The organism is Streptomyces sp. WM6372 (assembly GCF_001279655.1).
Classification (GTDB): Bacteria; Actinomycetota; Actinomycetes; order Streptomycetales; family Streptomycetaceae; genus Streptomyces.
In genome coordinates, this window is sequence record NZ_LGDB01000231.1 from 1 (window position 1) to 17,356 (window position 17,356).

General features: G+C 70.2%; 11 protein-coding genes and 1 pseudogene. 9 read left to right on the plus strand and 3 right to left on the minus strand.

What is annotated here, in order from left to right; genetic code table 11:
- From ADK52_RS34100 to ADK52_RS44140, 8 genes are all read left to right on the plus strand, one after another.
- Positions 1–2,866: SDR family NAD(P)-dependent oxidoreductase (locus ADK52_RS34100; protein ID WP_159046089.1), on the plus strand; the 2,866-nt coding region annotated here is incomplete at its 5' end.
- A gap of 48 nt (positions 2,867–2,914) precedes the next feature.
- Positions 2,915–3,766, plus strand: coding sequence for a 3-hydroxyacyl-CoA dehydrogenase family protein (locus ADK52_RS34105; protein ID WP_053693740.1), 852 nt, complete (start codon positions 2,915–2,917; stop codon positions 3,764–3,766).
- A gap of 27 nt (positions 3,767–3,793) precedes the next feature.
- Entirely contained in the window at positions 3,794–4,045 is a 252-nt protein-coding gene (locus tag ADK52_RS34110; protein ID WP_053693741.1) for an acyl carrier protein, read from the plus strand.
- 89 nt (positions 4,046–4,134) lie between these two features.
- The gene (locus ADK52_RS34115) at positions 4,135–5,340 is read left to right on the plus strand and encodes a hypothetical protein (protein ID WP_053693742.1); all 1,206 of its coding nucleotides are present in this window, start codon (positions 4,135–4,137) and stop codon (positions 5,338–5,340) included.
- Positions 5,341–5,342: 2 nt separating this feature from the next.
- Complete coding sequence (locus ADK52_RS34120; protein ID WP_159046090.1) at positions 5,343–8,027, plus strand: condensation domain-containing protein; 2,685 nt, start codon at positions 5,343–5,345, stop codon at positions 8,025–8,027.
- 696 nt (positions 8,028–8,723) lie between these two features.
- Positions 8,724–9,125 carry a DUF1992 domain-containing protein gene (locus ADK52_RS34125; protein ID WP_053693744.1) on the plus strand — a complete coding sequence of 134 codons (402 nt, stop codon included), beginning with the start codon at positions 8,724–8,726 and terminating at the stop codon, positions 9,123–9,125.
- 230 nt (positions 9,126–9,355) lie between these two features.
- Positions 9,356–10,768 carry an SCO6880 family protein gene (locus ADK52_RS34130; RefSeq protein ID WP_053693768.1) on the plus strand — a complete coding sequence of 471 codons (1,413 nt, stop codon included), beginning with the start codon at positions 9,356–9,358 and terminating at the stop codon, positions 10,766–10,768.
- Between the two features lie 48 nt (positions 10,769–10,816).
- Complete coding sequence (locus ADK52_RS44140) at positions 10,817–11,407, plus strand: DUF6238 family protein (protein ID WP_234344367.1); 591 nt, start codon at positions 10,817–10,819, stop codon at positions 11,405–11,407.
- On the opposite strand, the gene ADK52_RS34135 is transcribed toward ADK52_RS44140, so the two are convergent.
- Together ADK52_RS34135 and ADK52_RS34140 are read right to left on the minus strand one after the other, a co-directional pair.
- Positions 11,370–11,807, minus strand: coding sequence for an NUDIX hydrolase (locus tag ADK52_RS34135; protein ID WP_053693745.1), 438 nt, complete (start codon positions 11,805–11,807; stop codon positions 11,370–11,372). The two genes, ADK52_RS44140 and ADK52_RS34135, sit on opposite strands and share 38 nt — an antisense overlap.
- Before the next feature lie 30 nt (positions 11,808–11,837).
- Positions 11,838–12,491: pseudogene (locus tag ADK52_RS34140) on the minus strand (SDR family oxidoreductase).
- Between the two features lie 343 nt (positions 12,492–12,834).
- Between ADK52_RS34140 and ADK52_RS34145 the strand changes: the two are divergent.
- A complete protein-coding gene (locus ADK52_RS34145; protein ID WP_053693746.1) occupies positions 12,835–14,433 on the plus strand; it encodes a serine/threonine-protein kinase in 1,599 nt (532 codons plus the stop codon).
- A gap of 140 nt (positions 14,434–14,573) precedes the next feature.
- On the opposite strand, the gene ADK52_RS34150 is transcribed toward ADK52_RS34145, so the two are convergent.
- Positions 14,574–17,294: a cation-translocating P-type ATPase gene (locus ADK52_RS34150; RefSeq protein WP_053693747.1), complete on the minus strand. Its 2,721-nt coding sequence runs from the start codon at positions 17,292–17,294 to the stop codon at positions 14,574–14,576.
- Between the last annotated feature and the right edge of the window lie 62 nt (positions 17,295–17,356).

Below are 17,356 nucleotides of genomic sequence, written 5' to 3' on the forward strand. Positions count from 1 at the left end.
CACCACAACACCCCACTGGCCCACCTACCACAACCACCAACAACGCCACCGCATCCCCCTCCCCACCTACCCCTTCCAACACAAGCACTACTGGCTGGAGCCTCAGACCCCGAAGGCCGTGGTCCGGCACACGCCTGGCCCGCACCCGCTGCTGGACCAGGTGCTGCTCCGGTCTGCCGGCCAGTCCGTCTTCCTCACCGAGTTCTCGCTGGAACGGCACTGGGTGCTCTCCGAGCACAAGCTGCTCGGAGAGGCGATCGTCCCCGGAACCACGTACCTGGAGATGGCCCGGGCCGCCGCGTCCGAGCATTTCGGCCGCCCGGTCACCGAGCTCCGCGACGTCACGTTCCTCGTTCCGCTGCTGGTGCAGGAAGGCCTCCCCCGTACGGCGCACACGACCGTCCGCGAGATCGACAACCTGCGGGCCGAGTTCACCGTGGCCAGCCACGACCCGGCGAGCGACCACTGGACGACGCACGTCCAGGGCACGGTCGGCGTCACGCCGCACTCCTCACCCGCTCCGCAGCAGGACCCGGCTGCCCTGCGTGAACTGTGCTCGCTGGAGAGCGTGGACATCGCCCGGCGGCAGACCGAGCACAAGGTGATGGACTTCGGCGACCGCTGGCGCAGCAGCCTGCCGACCGTGCACGTCGGCGTCCGGGCCGCCCTCGGCGTACTCGACCTGCCCGAGCAGTACCGCACCGAGTGCCAGGACCACCCCCTGCACCCGGCCCTGCTCGACCAGGCCACCGGGTTCAGCGGCTTCGCCGTCCTGGAGGGCGCCGAGGACCGCCGGCTCGCCCTCGGCGAGCGGGACTTCTTCCTCCCGGTCGGCTACGACTCGCTGCTCCTGTACGGCCCGCTGCCCGCCCGCGGCCTGAGTTTCATGCAGCCGCACCCGGGCTATGCGGACAATGCCGAGTTCCGCAAGGTCGACGTGGTGGTCTGCGACGAGTCGGGGGCCACCGCCGCCGAGATCCGCGGCTTCACCGTGAAGCGCGTCACCGATGCCCGGAGCACGGTCGCCCAGCTGCGCCCGCACGCCCGCCACCACGCCCTCCGATGGATCCCGGCGCCGGCGCCCGAGGAGCAGCAGGCCCCGCCCGCCCGGGTCCTGGTGGTCGGTGAGCACGGCGGCATCGGAGCGGTGCTGAGCGCCGCGCTCCGTGCGCGTGGAATCGACGTCACCGAGGCCGAACTCGCAGGCGAGTGGCGGCAGACCGCTCCGGGCCGGTACGAGGTCCCGCCCACCCAGGAGGGCTTCGGGCACCTCCTGGATGCGCTCGGTGCGGACCTCCCGGACGAGGTCGTACACGTCGCGGCTCCCGCCGACGGCGGCGTCCAGCAGGATCTGCGGACCCTGGAGGCAAGGCTCGACCACGGCGTCCACAGCCTGTTCCACCTGGCCCGCAGCCTCTCCGAGCGCGGTGCCGCCCCGGCCAGGCTCAGCGTGGTCGCCCCCTCGGTGGCACGGGTGACCGGCGCCGAGCCCGAGAATGCCGCGGTGCACGCGACGCTCTTCGGCCTGGCCAAGGTGATCGGGCAGGAGTTCGAGGACACCGAAGTGTTCTGCCTCGACATCGCCGCCGAAACCGGCGCGGAGGCCGTCTGCGCCGAGCTGCTCGGGGCCCGGACCCCCACCACGGTCGCGCTGCGCGGCGGACTGCGGTACGTCGCGGAGCTCGCGCCGGTGCACCTGCGGGAGCAGCCCAGGTCCGCACCGGTGCGCCCGGACGGGGTGTACCTCATCACCGGCGGCCTGGGCGGGCTCGGGCTCGCGGTCGCACGCCACCTGGGCCGTTCGGTGCCGGGTGTGCGGCTCGCCCTGGTCAACCGCACCGAACTGCCTCCGCGCGAGCAGTGGGACGAGGTCGCCGACGCCAGGCTGCGCGGGCAGATCGAGGCACTGCGCGAACTGGAGCGCACCGGCGCCGAGGTCCGCAGCTACTCCGGTGACGTCACCGACCTCACGGCGATGGAGGCAGTCGTCGCGAGGATCCGCGCCGAACTGGGCGCGATCGGCTGTATCGTCCACGCGGCCGGCGTCGCCGGCGACGGCTTCCTCTTCCGCAAGGAAGCGGACGCCTTCCGCCGTACGCTGAACCCCAAGGTGCTCGGCGCCACCGTGCTGGACCTGGTCACCCAGGACGATCCGCCGGAGCTCATGGTCAACTTCGGCTCCACGGTGGCGATCTTCGGAGCGGCCGGGCAGGGCGACTACACTGCCGCCAACAGCTACCTGGACCACTTCGCCGAACAGCGCTCCGCGCGCGGCCGGTGGACTGTGACGGTCGACTGGAGCGACTGGCTGGAAACCGGCATGGCCTTCGACCACGGAGTCCAGCAGGACCAGGGCTTCTTCCGGTCGGTGTCGGTCGAGGACGGTCTCGGCAGCTTCGAGGAGATCCTCTCCTCGGCCTGCAGCCCGGTGATCGTCGGCGAGATCAACTACCGCAGGCTGGGCAACTCCAGCGGGCTCTCGGAGCTGCTGCGCCGCGCTCCGCTGGTACTGGCCGCCCCGATCAGGCAGGCCATCGCCGCCGCCCGCGGCGATGCCGGCGAATCCGTCGAGACGGCGCCCGGCACCCCGTCCGACGGCGAGCCGAAGCTCTTCGGCAGGGAGAGCGGCGACTTCAGTGACACCGAGCGCGCGCTCGCCCGGATCTGGGCCCGCGAGCTCGACCTCACCGAACTCAACGTGCACGACACCTCGTTCGCGCTCGGTGTGGACTCGCTGGCCGCGCTCCGGATCGCCCAGAGCATCCAGAAGAACATGGACATCCGGGTCTCCATGGTCGACCTGTTCCGCTACGTCACGATCTCGGACCTCGCCGCGCACCTGGACACCAATGACACCCAGGGCTGATCAGGCACACCCGTTTCCCTCTCTCTCGCACGAAAAGGTGGTACCTCGGTGAGCATCCGAACCATAGGTGTGATCGGCGCCGGCACGATCGGCCGCGGCGTCGCCCAGTCCTTCGCGGAGTCCGGATTCGAGGTGGTCCTCGTGGACATCTCGCCGGCCCAGCTCGACAGGGCGACGGAACAGATCGGCCGTGACCTGCTGGTCCAGCCGATGCTGCTCGGCAAACCCCTGAAGGAGGACGCCAAGACCGTACTCGACCGGATCACCACCGCCACCGAGCTCACCGCGCTGGCCGGTGTCGACTTCGTGGTCGAGAACGTCACCGAGGACTGGGCCGTCAAGCGGTCGGTCTACGAGCAGATCGACACGATCTGCCGCCCCGGGGTGATCTTCGGTGTGAACACCTCGGCCGTGCCGATCACCCGGGTGGGCTCGGTCACCGGGCGGCCGGCCGAGATCCTCGGGCTGCACTTCATGAACCCCGTCCCGATGATGGACACCGTCGAGGTGGTCAGCGGGCACTTCACCAGCGAGGCGACGCTGGACACCGCCCTCGGCCTCCTGTCGGAGATGGGCAAGGAGGGCATCGTCGTCCAGGATGCCCCGGGCTTCATCACCAACCGGGTCCTCATGGTGACCATCAACGAGGCGATCTTCTGCGTCCAGGAGGGGATCGCCTCGGCCGAGGACGTCGACAAGATGTTCCGCGGCTGCTTCGGCCACAAGATGGGCCCCCTGGAGACCGGCGACCTGATCGGCCTCGACACGATCCTGAACTCGATCACGGTCATGTACGAGAGCTACAAGGACAGCAAGTACCGCCCCGCCCCGCTGCTCCAGCGGATGGTCGACGCACGACTCCTGGGCCGCAAGACCGGCCAGGGCTTCTACACCTACTAACCCGACACAGCCAAGGAGAAAACCCACATGACGAACGACGACGTGCGCGCCCGGGTCCGTGAATTCCTCGCTCCGCAGCTGGTCGGCCAGCCCCTTGCCGACAGCGACGACTTCTTCGCCCTCGGCTACGTCAACTCCCTTTTCGCGATGCAGCTCGCGCTCTTCGTGGAGAAGGAGTTCGCCCTGACCCTCGGCCCGGCGGACATGGACTTCGACAACTTCCGCACGGTCGACGGCCTCGTCCGCCTCGTCACGTCGCGGAAGGCGACGGCGGCCTAGTCCAGTCCCCCTGCGGGCGCGCGGCGGCCCCACGCCGCCGCGCGCCGGACCGTTCGACCGCTCTCCCACCGGCGAGGAAATCGACCACCATGACCCACCCCAACCAGGTCCTCACCCGGATAGACCTGCACAGCCCGATCCCCGAGGCGCTGGCCGCCGAGATCGAGCGCCGGCTCTTCTTCGTGTCGCCCGAGATCACCGGCTTCGAGGTGCACGCCGACGGCGGCGAAGTGCGCTCCGTGACGCTCCGCTCCGAACAGCCGATCCCGCACGACGCCTTGGCCGAAAAGGTCAATGCCATGGTGGACAACGACGTCCGGAAGCAGTGGGTGACGCCGGCCAAGGCCGTCTGGACGTCGCCGCACCAGCGCACCCCGCACCAGGGTATGTTCGAGCTCCTGTCCGATATGGGTGCGGTGGCGGAGGTCGGTGAGGGACAGGTCGCCATCGGCGAGCCGCTGCTCTCCCTCTTCACCTACTTCGACCGTGCCGTGTGCGACCTGCTGGCCGAGGACCACGAGGTCCGCGAGTACCGCTACCCGACGCTGATCAGGACGAAATCGCTGGAGACGGCGGGCTACTTCAAGGCCTTCCCGCAGCACCTGATGTTCGTCACCCGGCTGCGCAACGATCTGGACGTCTACCGCGGCTTCCAGGAGCGGCACGCCGCCACCGGCATCGATTCCGCCGTACTGGACTCCTGCGGCAACGTGGACTACTGCCTGCCGCCCACGATGTGCTACCACACGTTCAGCCAGTACAGCGACCGCACACTGGACCCGGACCGGCTCCACGTGGTCACCGCTCGCGGCAAGTCGTTCCGCTTCGAGGCGGCGTACGCCACCAGCCTGGAACGGCTCTGGGACTTCACCATCCGGGAGATGGTCTTCATGGGGTCCCGGGAAGACGTGCTGAACGCCCGCGAACGCTTCATGCGGAAGGTCTTCGCCTTCGTCGAGGAGCTCGGCCTGAGCGGCTTCTGCGAGGTGGGCAACGACCCGTTCTTCTGCGGCACCGACACCTCCGAGCGCATCTGGTCCCAGCGGCTGCTGGAGCTCAAGTACGAGCTGCGGCTCCACATCGCCCCCGAGAAGACGATCGCCGTCGGCTCCTTCAACTTCCACGACGACCTCTTCGGCAAGGCCTTCGGCATCGGCCACGGCACGGACGGCCCGACCCGCAGCGGCTGCGTCGGCTTCGGCCTGGAACGGCTCGTCTACGCCTTCCTCTGCCAGTACGGCCTCGACTCCGCGGCGTGGCCCGCCCGGGTCCGCGCCGCCACCGGCGGGAGCTGACCATGGGCGAGAGCAAGGGCCGTGCCCCGCGGAGCCAACAGGAGGAGATCCTCTGCGCGGTGTTCGCCCAGGTGCTCGGCCGCGACCGGGTCACCATCGACGACTCCTTCTTCGAGCTGGGCGGCCACTCCCTGCTGGCCACCCGGCTCGCCGGCCGCATCCGTGCCGCCCTCGACGTGGAAGTCCCCGTACGGACGGTCTTCGAGGCCCCCACCGTCGCCCGACTGGCCGAGCACCTGGAGCAGGGATCCGGCAGCCGGCGCCCGCCACTGCGCCCCGTGGAACGCCCGGCGGAGATCCCCCTCTCCCAGACCCAGCGGCGCCTGTGGTTCCTGAACCGCGTGCACGGCGCGGCCGGACACTACAACATGCCGATGGCCCACCGGCTGCGCGGTGACCTCGACCTGCCCGCGCTGCGGCTCGCGCTCGACGACCTGACCGCCCGGCACGAGAGCCTGCGCACCGCCTACCCCGACTGGGACGGCCGGCCCCAGCAGATCGTCCTGGAACCGGACGAGGCTCCGGTCGAGCTCCCGGTCAACACTGTCGCCGAGGCCGAGCTGCCCGAGGCACTGAGCGCCGCGGCCGGCTACGCGTTCGACCTCACCGCCGAGACCGCTCTGCGGGCCCACCTGTTCCGGCTGTCCGAGAACGAGCACGTCCTGCTCCTGGTCGTCCACCACATCGCCTGCGACGGCTGGTCCCTGCTCCCCCTCAACCGCGACCTGGCGCTCGCGTACGCCGCGCGCCGTCTCGGGCAGGAGCCCGACTGGCCGGAGCTCGCGGTCCAGTACCCCGACTACACGCTCTGGCAAGAGGAGCTGCTGGGCGACCCGGAGCACCCCAACAGCCTGGTCAACAGCCAGCTCGCCTTCTGGAAGGGGGAGCTGGCGGGGATGCCCGACCGCTTGCGGATCGACGTCACGATGCCGCGCCCGGACACCCCCTCGCACCGGGGCGGCCGAGTCCCCTTCCGCGTCGGGCCGTCGACCCACCGGGCACTGAACCACCTGGCGCGGGAGACCGGCACCAGCGTGTTCATGGTCGTGCAGGCCGCCCTTGCGGCCCTGCTCACGAGACGCGGGGCGGGCACCGACATCGCCATCGGCATCCCGACCGCCGGCCGCACCGACGAGGGCCTCGACGACCTGATCGGATTCTTCGTCAACACGCTGGTGCTGCGGACCAGGACCGACGGCGACCCGACGTTCCGGGAGCTGCTGTTCCGGGTGCGGAGCACGGACCTGGCGGCCTTCGCCCACCAGGAGGTGCCGTTCGACCACCTGGTCCAGGCCCTCAATCCGCCGCGCTCCCCCGCCTGGCACCCGCTCATCCAGGTGATGCTCGCGTTCCAGAACAACGAGAGCGCCGAACTCCGGCTCCCCGGCCTGGAGGTGGAGACCGAGCCGGTCACGGAGGGGATCACACGCTTCGACCTCCGCTTCGAGCTGTTCGAGGGCTTCGACGGCCACCGGGCGCCGGACGGCATCGACGGCAGCCTCACCTACGCCCTCGACCTGTTCGCGCCCGCGGAGGCCGAGCGGCTGACCCGGGAGTTGACCGAGCTGCTCGACGCGGTGGCCGCCGCTCCCGGCGCGCGGCTCAGTGACCTCGACGGTGCGCCCGTCCACGAGCTGACAGGCGGCGGCCCGTCGGCCGTGCCGGAGCCCACCGCCGGGGACGGCCCCCGGATCGCCTTCGTCTGCTCCCCGTACGGGCAGCAGTGGGTCGGCATGGGGAGGACACTGTTCCGCACGGAACCCGCCTTCCGGGCGGCGCTCGAGGAGTGCGACAGCGAGCTGGCCCGGCACACCGGCTGGTCCCTCGTCCACGAGCTCTTCCTCGACGAACCCGAAGCCAGGACGGACGACGTCGGCGTCATGCAACCCATCGTCTTCGCGATCCAGGTGGGCATCGCCCGCTGGCTGGAAGAGGCGGGCGTCCGACCGGCCGCTGTCACGGGTCACAGCGTCGGCGAGATCGCCGCCGGCGTCATCGCAGGCATCCTCGACCTGCCGGAGGCGGTCCGGCTCGTCCACCACTACAGCGATCAGCAACGCCGCGTGGCCAACCCTCACAGCGGCATGGCCGTGGTGGAGCTCTCGGCCGTCGACCTCTCGAAGCACCTGCGAGGGCTTGAAGGGAACGTCTCCATCGCCGCGCGGAACGGACCGCGGACCACCGTGCTTGCCGGTGACCGGTCCGAGTTGGAGGCCATCGTCGCCAAGCTCCAGGTCGCGGACGTGCTGTGCGCGATGGTGCGAGTCGACCTGCCGGCCCATAGCCCGGCGATCGATCCGATCCTGGCGGACCTCGAACGGGCCATAGGTGTGCTCACCCCCAGGCCCGGGCGGATCCCGATGATCTCCTCGGTCACGGGGCAAGCGCTCGACTGGCAGCAGGCCACCGCGGGCTACTTCGCCCAGAACCTGCGGCAGCCCGTCCTGCTGGCCGACTCCACCGCCGAGCTGCTGACGGGCCATGACGTACTGGTCGAGGTCAGCGCTCACCCGGTGCTCGCCCCGGCACTGTGGCAGAGCGTCGAGGAATCGGGTACCGCCGCGACCGTCCTGACCACCATGCGCCGCGGCCAGGACGACCGGACGGGCCTCATCGAGGTACTCGACGCCCTCGAACAGCTCGGCCTGAAGGTGGACTCCCCGGTCCGGCAGGCTCGGTCGGCGTAGATCCGATGAGCCGCGCCCACTCCGTCCCAGCCGGCCTGCGCGACGAGCCTGCTCCCGGACGACACGCTGCTCACGCTGACACCGAGGCACGGCGTGACCGAGGGGCATCCGCCAGGACATCCTCGTCCGGGTGGGTGAGGACAACAGCCGAGCAGGTGTCACGTGGAACGACAACACCGCCAGGCCGCTGACCTGGAGGGCTGATGGCAAGCCCTACACCCCGACCGGACTGGCTCGACGATGTGATCACCTCGGTCGACTGCGCCGAGCGCCAACGGCTGAAAGGGGAGAAGCGGCAGTGGCGTCAGGAGAGGTGGGAGGCCGCCGGCCAGGCGGAAGGCCCTGTCGATGCAGAGAGCCTCGGGAGTGGTCGGCCTGGGGCGGTCAGAGGCAGACCGGCTCGATCCCGTCCTGAGCCGCAGGGGGCTTCGCGGGCGGAACTTCCACGCGGAGCCGACGGGTGACCAACTTCGTCCGTTCCTCGACGACTTGGCACCCGCCTCGTCCCGAGAAGGAGAAGCTGCCGTCGAAGCCCGCTCCGGCCCAGCCCGAGGTGCAGCCGGGGCGGGAGTGCTGACGGGCATTCAGCGACGAGGCGGTAGGCTGACGTTCGATATTTGAAGGCGCGTGCACCCCTGTCCACGGAAAGCCTCGGAGCAGCGCCGCCCACATCTCACCTGACCCCGGGGAGGGACCATGACCGACCGCAAGCCGCCTGGTATGGATTTCGAGTCTTGGGTGGACCGCCAGATCAGGGAGGCCGGCGACCGCGGCGACTTCGCGAACCTACCGGGATATGGGAAGCCGCTGCCCTCGCTTGACACCCCTTATGACGAGATGTGGTGGATCAAGGGCAAGATGCACCGCGAGGGACTCGCCGCCCTGCCACCCGCACTCGCGCTGCGCAAGGAGGCAGAGGACGCGATGGCCGCGGTCAACGCTGCGCGCTCCGAGCGCCAGGTGCGGGAGATCCTCACCGAGATCAACGAGAAGATCAGCACGGCGCTGCGCATGCCCCCGCCGGGACCACCCCTTCGACTCTCGGAATTCGACGTCGAAGACGTACTCGCGGCGTGGCGCGAGGCCCGCTCCGAGTAGGGCCTCGAACAGACCACCGCCGAAGGTGACGGCTTGGAGTTCGGAGCTCAGGCCGTCACCGCGCGGTCGGGGTGCTGCGGCTTGGCGGAGGCGGCGAAGACACCGCTGGGGGGCGGCCAGTTCGTCACCTTCGCCCGCCTGGGGTTAGGGGCCGTTCCGGGAGGCTGCGCCGTCCGCCCCGGCCTGGCCGTTCCCAACAGCCCGGCAGAGGGCCTCCCACCACAGCGCCCATCTCAGGGAACGACCGGGAACGATCCACGGGATGGGCAACCGCCGGCCACCCGGTGAGCCGCTTGCCGCTGCTCGGCGTACTCCTCACCTCCGGGGTGCTCGGGGCGAGCCGGCTCGTCCCCCTCTGGGCAGCGATCCTGGCGGCAGTCTTCGTCCGGCACCGCGGCCGGTCCCTCGCCGACTGGGCACCGATCGCACTCCGGTACACGCGGCGCCGACTGACCCGCCAGCTCGTGTGGCTCACCCGGCCCTCCACCCGGCCACGCCGCGACGGTCTCCTCCACCTGCCTGGCACCGCTGCGTCCCTCCGCATCGTCACGTCCCCCGACCGCCGTCTCCGCGCCGTGCACCACCCGCATCAGAACACCCTCACCTCCGTCGTGAAGGTCTCCTCCCAGGCCTTCGCCCTGCTCGACCCCGCCACCCAGTCCCACAACGTGTCCGGTTGGGGCCGGACGCTGGCGGCGCTCGCCCGTACCGGGCACGTCGCCCGCATCCAGGTGCTGGAGCGGACCGTGCCGGACTCCGGAGACGCGCTCACCCGCTACTGGACCGAGTACGGCAATGCCGGCGCCCACCTCGCCGGCCCGAACTCCTCCGACCTGCTCGCCGTAGCCGGACCGGCCGCAGCCCCGCACGAGAGCCACGTCGCGCTCGCCCTCGACATGAAGACGGCTCGCCGCCTGATCAACCAGGCAGGCGGCGGGCTCTCCGGCGCGTGCGCCGTTCTGACCCAGCTCGCCTCGACGTTCGACCAGGCCGCTCGCCACTCCGGACTCGTACCGAGCGGGTGGCTGTCAGCCGACGCGATCGCGGCCGTCATCCGCACCGCCTACGACCCGGCGTCCTCCGCGGCCCTCGACCGCTGGTCGCACAGCGGTCGGCCGCAGGCAGCCCCGGCAGCGGCCGGCCCTGTGGTCCTGGTGGAGAAGGCCGACAGCATCCGTACCGACTCGGCGCACCACGCCACCTTCTGGATCGAGAACTGGCCCCGGATCGAGACTTCGCCCGGCTTCCTGCACCAGCTGCTCTTCACCTCCGGTGTTCGGCGGACGCTCTCGCTTACGTACGACCCGAAGGCACTCGACGCTGCCCTCAAGGACGTACAGCGGCGGAAGGCGACCGTGATCGCCGACGCCGCCGAGCGCCAGCGCAAGGGCCAGGTGGACAGCGAGGAGGACGCGGTGGAGTACGCCGACATCAAGGGACGCGAGCGGCAGCTGATCGCAGGGCACGCCGACGTCGGACTCACCGGTCTGGTCACCGTCTCTGCCGACTCCCGCGAGGAGCTGAACGCCGCGTGCGCGGCCATCGGGACGGCCGCTGTATCCGCCCTCGTCGACCTGCGGCCCCTCACCTGGCAGCAGGCCGAGGCGTTCACCAGCGCCGCCTTGCCGCTGGCGCGGGCGTAGGCCCGCATCTGTCACCGACCACCGAGCCACCACGAAGGGCGCGACCTGATGCCCGCCCCGTCCTTACCCGACCTGGCCCTCGCCACAGCGGCCCTCGGCTTCCATCGAGCGCTGAACGTCCCGGCCGGCCCCGCTGCCGCCGACCGGGTCGAGCTGGACGCGCTCCATACCCACCTCGTCACCCTGTACGGCGTACTCGACGCCCACACGAGCCGCACCACTCCCCTGGCTCCGACCGAGGGGGATCGATTGCGCGCCTGCCGCATCCGGCTCTGGCAGGCGGCCGAGCACCTGCACGCCGCCTATCACGCCGCGCCCGGTACGGGCCTTGACGACCTGCCTCGACGTGAGGCGTGCCGAACCCGCCTACCCGAAGGTGCCCCGGCTCTCACCATCTGCCGCCGCCACCTCACCGCGTCCGCCCGGGTCCGCCGCGACCACACTCCGGCTGGCCTGCATGACCCCTTCAACCGCTACTGGCCGATGCCAAGGAAGAGCGCCACCATGTCCTCGCGTGACCGTGCCACCGCCAGCGCCCTCTTCGTGCCGCATAAGAGCGACCGCCGCTCCGCCCGTGCCGCGAGTTCACAAAGGCGGAAGGCTACTTCCCGGCCTCTGCCCGAAGGCTGCCGGCGCTGATGGCGCCCCGCAGGACGTGGGCGATCTCTTCGGGCTTGAGGTCGATGCCGTCGAGCCCCTCCAGGGTCAACGGGATCTGCTCCAACACGTATTCGCCGCGGCCCTCGGCGCTGAACTCGGGACCGGTGCGGTCTTCGAAGGACCAGGTCGCGATGCGGGCGAGGTAGAAGAGCTGGCGCTCGTCGTCGGACTCCATGGTGTGCAGGAGCCGGACGATGTCGGCCTTCCCCGCGATCTCCTCGTGGACCTCCCGGTGGAGGGCGGCCTCCCGCGACTCGTCGCTGGGTTCGACGCCGCCGCCGGGGAGCACCCAGTACTCGGGGATGTCGGGCTTGGTGCGGCGGATGACCAGCATCGTGTCGTCAGCGGTGACGAGGACGGCGCGGACGCGTTCCTTCATTTCGGTCTCTCTCCTTGCTTGTTGGCGGTCTCAGTGCAGCAGCCAGCCGCCGTCGACGTGGACGGATTGCCCAGTGATGAACGACGCGGAGGGGCCCACGAGGAACGCCACCAGCGCCGCGACGTCTTGGGGCCGGCCACGGCGAGGGACGCACTGGCGCTTGATCTGGTCCTCCGGACGGGCACGGTGCTGGGTGGGGATGGTGTTCTCGGCATCGACCTGGATGGCGCCGGGCATGACCGTGTTGACGCAGACACCTTACGGTCCCAGTTCGCGGGCGAGGGAGCGGGGCAGGCCCAGCAACCCGGCCTTCGCGGTGCTGTACGCGACGAGGTTCGTACGGCCGGCGCGGGCGTTGACGCTGCCGATGTTCACGATGCGGCCCCAGCGGCGTTCGATCATGCCGGGGGTGACCGCGTGGCAGGTGCGATAGTGCGCGGTGAGGTTGACGTCAAGGGACAGTTCCAGCCGCGGCCCGTCGTTGCCGATGACTTCGTGGGCGATGGAGGCGATCTTGTCCGCACCACGTGCGCTCTTGACGACGTCGCGGTCGGCCACGTCCTGGGCCCCGGCGGTGCCCCGCCGTGTGCGGGTGGCATCCGAGACTTCCGGACAGGCGATGGTGAGCTGGGATCCGAGCATCCTGGTGAGTTCGGCGGTGGAGTCGAAGTCGTGCAGCGACACGGCGGTGCGGGCAAGGGGACGGGGCTTTTGTGGGTTTATGGCGGGAGGGGGCTCCTCCGGGCTGTCCGCGGGTGGACGGCCCGGAGGGGTTGGTGTGGTCAGTTGCGGGTGGTGCCGGTGGGTGCGGCGACGGTGATGGCGGTCGCCTGGGCGGGGAGGTTCACCGTGGCCGCGTCATTTCACTGCACCCCAAAAACGCGTGACGCGAGTGCGGGAGAGGCGGCAACAACCAAAAAATCTGGCCTGGCTGGCGTTGTGCCCGGACTATTACCGGGCATCGCAGCATCAGTCGCACGGCCGGGGCTATCGTCTGCGTTCGACATAGAGGGAGGGGAGTGTCCACGTGTGGGACCTCGGGGAAGGCGATCCGGCGAAGATCGGTTCGTTCCGGCTCGTTGCGCGGCTCGGCAGCGGTGGGATGGGAACGGTCTACCTCGCCACGCAGGAGGGGTCGGACGGCCACGTGGCAGTCAAGACGATCAGAAATGAGTATGCGCTGGAGGAGGGCTTCCGGCGCCGGTTCACTCGGGAGGCGACGGCGGCGAGTTCGGTCAGGAGCCCGTACACGGTCCGCGTGGTCGGCTTCGACACCCAGGCACGCGAGCCTTGGCTCGCCACGGAATACGTCGAGGGTCTGTCACTGCGCGACCACGTGCAGCGGCACGGCCCCCTGGAATTGCACGCCGCGGTGGATCTCGCCCTCGGTCTTTCGTTCGGCCTGGCGTCCATCCACAAGGCGGGCCTGGTACACCGCGATCTCAAGCCCGCAAACGTGCTCCTCACGGACAGTGGCCCCAAGATCATCGACTTCGGACTCGCGTATGCCGCGGACTTCAGCCACGCCACCCAGTCCGGGGCGGTTCTGGGCACCCCGGGCTACTTTTCCCCGGAGCAGGTACAGGGACGGCAGGTCAGCGCGGCCTCGGATGTATTCGCCCTCGGCGCCGTCCTGACGTTCGCCTCGTCGGGCGACCACGCCTTCCCGGGCGTCACCCCTCTCACCGCCCAGTACCACGTCGTCCATGAGGAGCCGCTTCTCTCCGACGTGTCCGAAGAACTGCGGGACCTGATCGCCGCGTGTATGCAGAAGGACCCGCACGAGCGGCCGCCCCTGAGCGACGTCCTCGCCTACCTGACCTCCCTGCGCTCCTACGGACACAAGAAGACCCCGATGGCGTTCCGCAGATCGCCCCTGGCGGGTCTGAGCGGAACGGGCGCTGCCGACAGGCCCGCCACCGCCGTTCCCACCCCGGCCCACCGAATCCACCCGGGCAGGTGGGCCGTCTTCGCCGTGTCGGGCGTAGCCCTGCTGGCCACCGGAGCGGCCGCCGGCGTCTGGATGTTACCGGGCCACGCCCGGCCGGATTCCTCAGCCGTCGCCACACTCACCGCCTCGGCACCTGCTGCGTCCGCCCCTTCCACCAGTCCGCCGGACAACACGCCGAACACCGTCCCGGCGGTGGAGGGGCCGGTGTCGCGGGCTGACCCGCACGCCGAGACCCTGCGCAGCTCTCTCGAATTCGACCCGATGACAGAGAAGTGCGCCGTGGACGGCGGCATCGGCGTGGGGGTGGACACCACCGCGCCAGGCTTCAGCATCTCGGTGAAGCCCCTGGCCTACCGCAACGGTGATGTCTCCCAAGCCGTCGTCAATGTCAGCGTCCCTCCTAAAGCGGCTGACGACCAAGAGCGGCCTGTGGTCCATGTGAGGCTCCCCAAGGGGGAGGACATCTCCCTCACGGTGCCCGAAGGGAAGAGCACCTGGTCCTTCCGTTGGCCCGACATCCTGAGGACGGCACCTAGGACCGAAATGCCGCGCTCCTACGAGGAGATGCAGCCGGTGGCACTCGCCGGCCCGTACACGATCACGATCGTCCACTTCACGATCGTGGCGTGCGGCGGTTTCGCCGGTGACCCCCGTGGCGCGGCCCCCTTGCCGTAACAGCCTCACCTCCGGCCAGCAGCTCCGCCTCAAGCACATCCTGACCCGCTGCCCGGAACTCCGAGGAACCTCGACGGCTGCCTCCTGCTGAGATGGATCAAGGCCGCCGAGGGCGGCGACTTTCCACCTCTACGCAGCTTTCAGGCGGTCTTGGCCCGGCGGGCCACGAACTTGCCCAGTTCCCACACCAGCAGGAGCGCGACGGCGGCCAGCAGCGCCCAGCCGAACTGCCGTGCGTCGATCTCGGTGGTCCCGAGGATGCGCTGGAAGCCGTCCATCTGGGTCACCAGCACGGAGAGCACGAACTGGGCCAGGGCGACCCAGTTCATCTGCTTGCTGTCGAACGTGGAGGCCGTCAGCACGGATTCCGTCTCGCTGCGGCATTCGAAGGCGGCCACGATCAGGCAGAGCGAGAAGGCCGTGAACGCGATCGACTGGCCCGTCGCGACGCTGTCGTAGCGGGCCCGGCCGAGCTGGATCAGCCCGAGCAGGAGGATGGTGATCGCCATCCCGCCCAGCCCGACCGTGACCAGCACGGGCCGCGTGAGCACCGACTCCCCGCGCGGACGCGGCCTGCGCCACATGAGGCCGGCGCTCTCCCGGTCGAAGCCGAGCGCGAAGCCGAACGAGGCGTTGACGACGAAGTGGATCCACAGCACCTGCGGCGGGGTGAAGGGCTCCCCGGCGGCGATGTTGAAGACGGTGGCCCCGAGGAAGGTCAGTACGAACGTGACCAGCAGCAGCAGTACGAACCGGATGTACTTGGTGAGGTTGTCGTAGATCGTCCGGCCTTGCTCCACGGCGTAGACGATGGTGGCGAAGTTGTCGTCGGAGAGGATCATGCGGCCGGCGTTCTTCGCCACGTCCGTGCCGCTGCCCATGGCGATGCCGATGTCCGCGGCCTTGATGGCGGGGGCGTCGTTGACACCGTCCCCGGTCATCGCCACGACCTCGCCCTTCTTCTTGAGCGTGTTCGCGAGCAGTACCTTGTGCTCCGGCGCGACCCGCCCCACCACGCCGATCCCCTCGATGCGGGAGAGCTGCTCGTCCTCGCTCATGGCGGCGAAGTCGGCGCCGAGGACGGCCTCGCCGGGGATGCCGATCTGCCGGGCGATCGCCGCCCCGGTGGTGACGTCGTCCCCGGTCACCAGGCGGACCCGGATGTGCGCCGCCTGTGCGTCGGCCACCGCCGCCCTGGCCTCCTCGCGCGGCGGATCGACCATGCCGACGAGGCTGGTCATCCGCAGATCGGTGACGTACGAGAGGAGATCGCCCTCCGGATCGAAGCCGGCCGGATCCAGGTCTCGGGTGGCCGCCGCCATCACCCGGCGCCCCTCGCCGCCCATCCGCTCGCTCGCCGCCTCGGCGCGGGCGAGCAGATCGGTGTCCCAGGGGACGGTCTCGCCCGCCGCGAGCGCGGTCGCGGCCCGCTCCATCACCGCCGGGGCCGCCCCTTTGACGAAGCAGCGCACGACCTGCCGCCCGGAGGTGTCTGCCGCCGAGTGGAAGGTGGCCATCAGCTTGTACTCGGGATCGAACGGGAGGGTGGCGAGCCGCGGAAGGGCGTCCCTGGTGGCGTCGGTGTCCAGGCCGGCCTTGTGCGCGAGCACCAGCAGCGCGCCCTCGGTGGGATCGCCCACGACCTCGCCGCCCACCAGCTTCGCGTCGCTGGCCACCACGTACGGCAGGATCGCGTCCTCGATGCCCGCTGCGGCCCCGGCGGCATGGTGGATCTTCCCTTCGAGTCCGTAGCCCGTGCCCGACACGGTGTACCGGGCGGTGGGGCTCAGCACTTCGACGGCGGTCATCTGGTTCATCGTCAGGGTGCCGGTCTTGTCCGAGTTGATGGCCGACGTGAACGCCAGGGTCTCGACCGACGGCAGTTCCTTGACGATGGCGTGGCGCTTCGCCAGGTTCAGGCTCCCGACGGAGAGGATCGCCTGGGTCACCGTCGGCAGGGCCTCGGGGATGGCGGCGATGGCCAGCGAGACGGCGCTGACGAACAGGACGTCCCAGGCCTGGTCCCGCTGGCGCCCCAGGGCGAACATCACGATCATGGTGAGGCCCGCCGCGGCCGTGATCCACAGCGTCAGCCGGTCGAGCTCCTTGGTGAGCGGCGGCACCTCCTTCTCGGTGGCCGACAGCATTCCGGAGATCTTGCCGAGCTCGGTGTCCGCACCGGTCGCGGTGACGATCATGACACCGCTGCCGTGGGTGACCGGCGTGTTCATGAACGCCGTGTTGGTCTGGTCGCCGGGCGAGAGCCGGTCGCCCGCCAGCGGACCGGTGTCCTTCCCGGCGGGAACGCTCTCACCGGTGAGCGCCGACTCGTCGATCTGCAGTGCGCTGGCCTCGATGAGACGTCCGTCCGCCGGCACCTGGTCGCCGGCGGAGACGAGCACGACATCGCCGTCGACGAGCTGCTCGGCGGGGATCTCGGCCTCCGTACCGTCCCTGCGCACCCTCGCCGTCGCCTTCATCATCGACTTCAGCGCGTTCATGGCGCTCTCGGCCTTGCCCTCCTGACGCAGGCCCACGACCGCGTTCAGCAGCGTCAGCACGACGAGCAGGATCGCGGTGGTCCACTCCTGGATGACCATCGAGACGATCGCCGCGGCCACGAGGACGATCTGCATGTAGCTGCGGTACTGCGCGAGGAACCGCCGCCACGCCGGCGTCCGCTCCTCCTCGGGCAGCGCGTTCGGGCCGTGCGCGGACAACAGCTCCGCGGCCCGCGCCGAGGACAGACCGGCCGCGGGATCGACGCCGAGCGCCGCCACGACCTCCTCGGGAGAGCGCGTGTACCAGCAGTCCCCGGCAGCCCGGGGCTGCTCCGCCGCGGAATCCGACCGTGCCGTCATGGTGGTGCCTCCGATCCGGGGCCGCGGACGCGTCCCGACCGGCCGCGCGCCGCCCGAGGGCC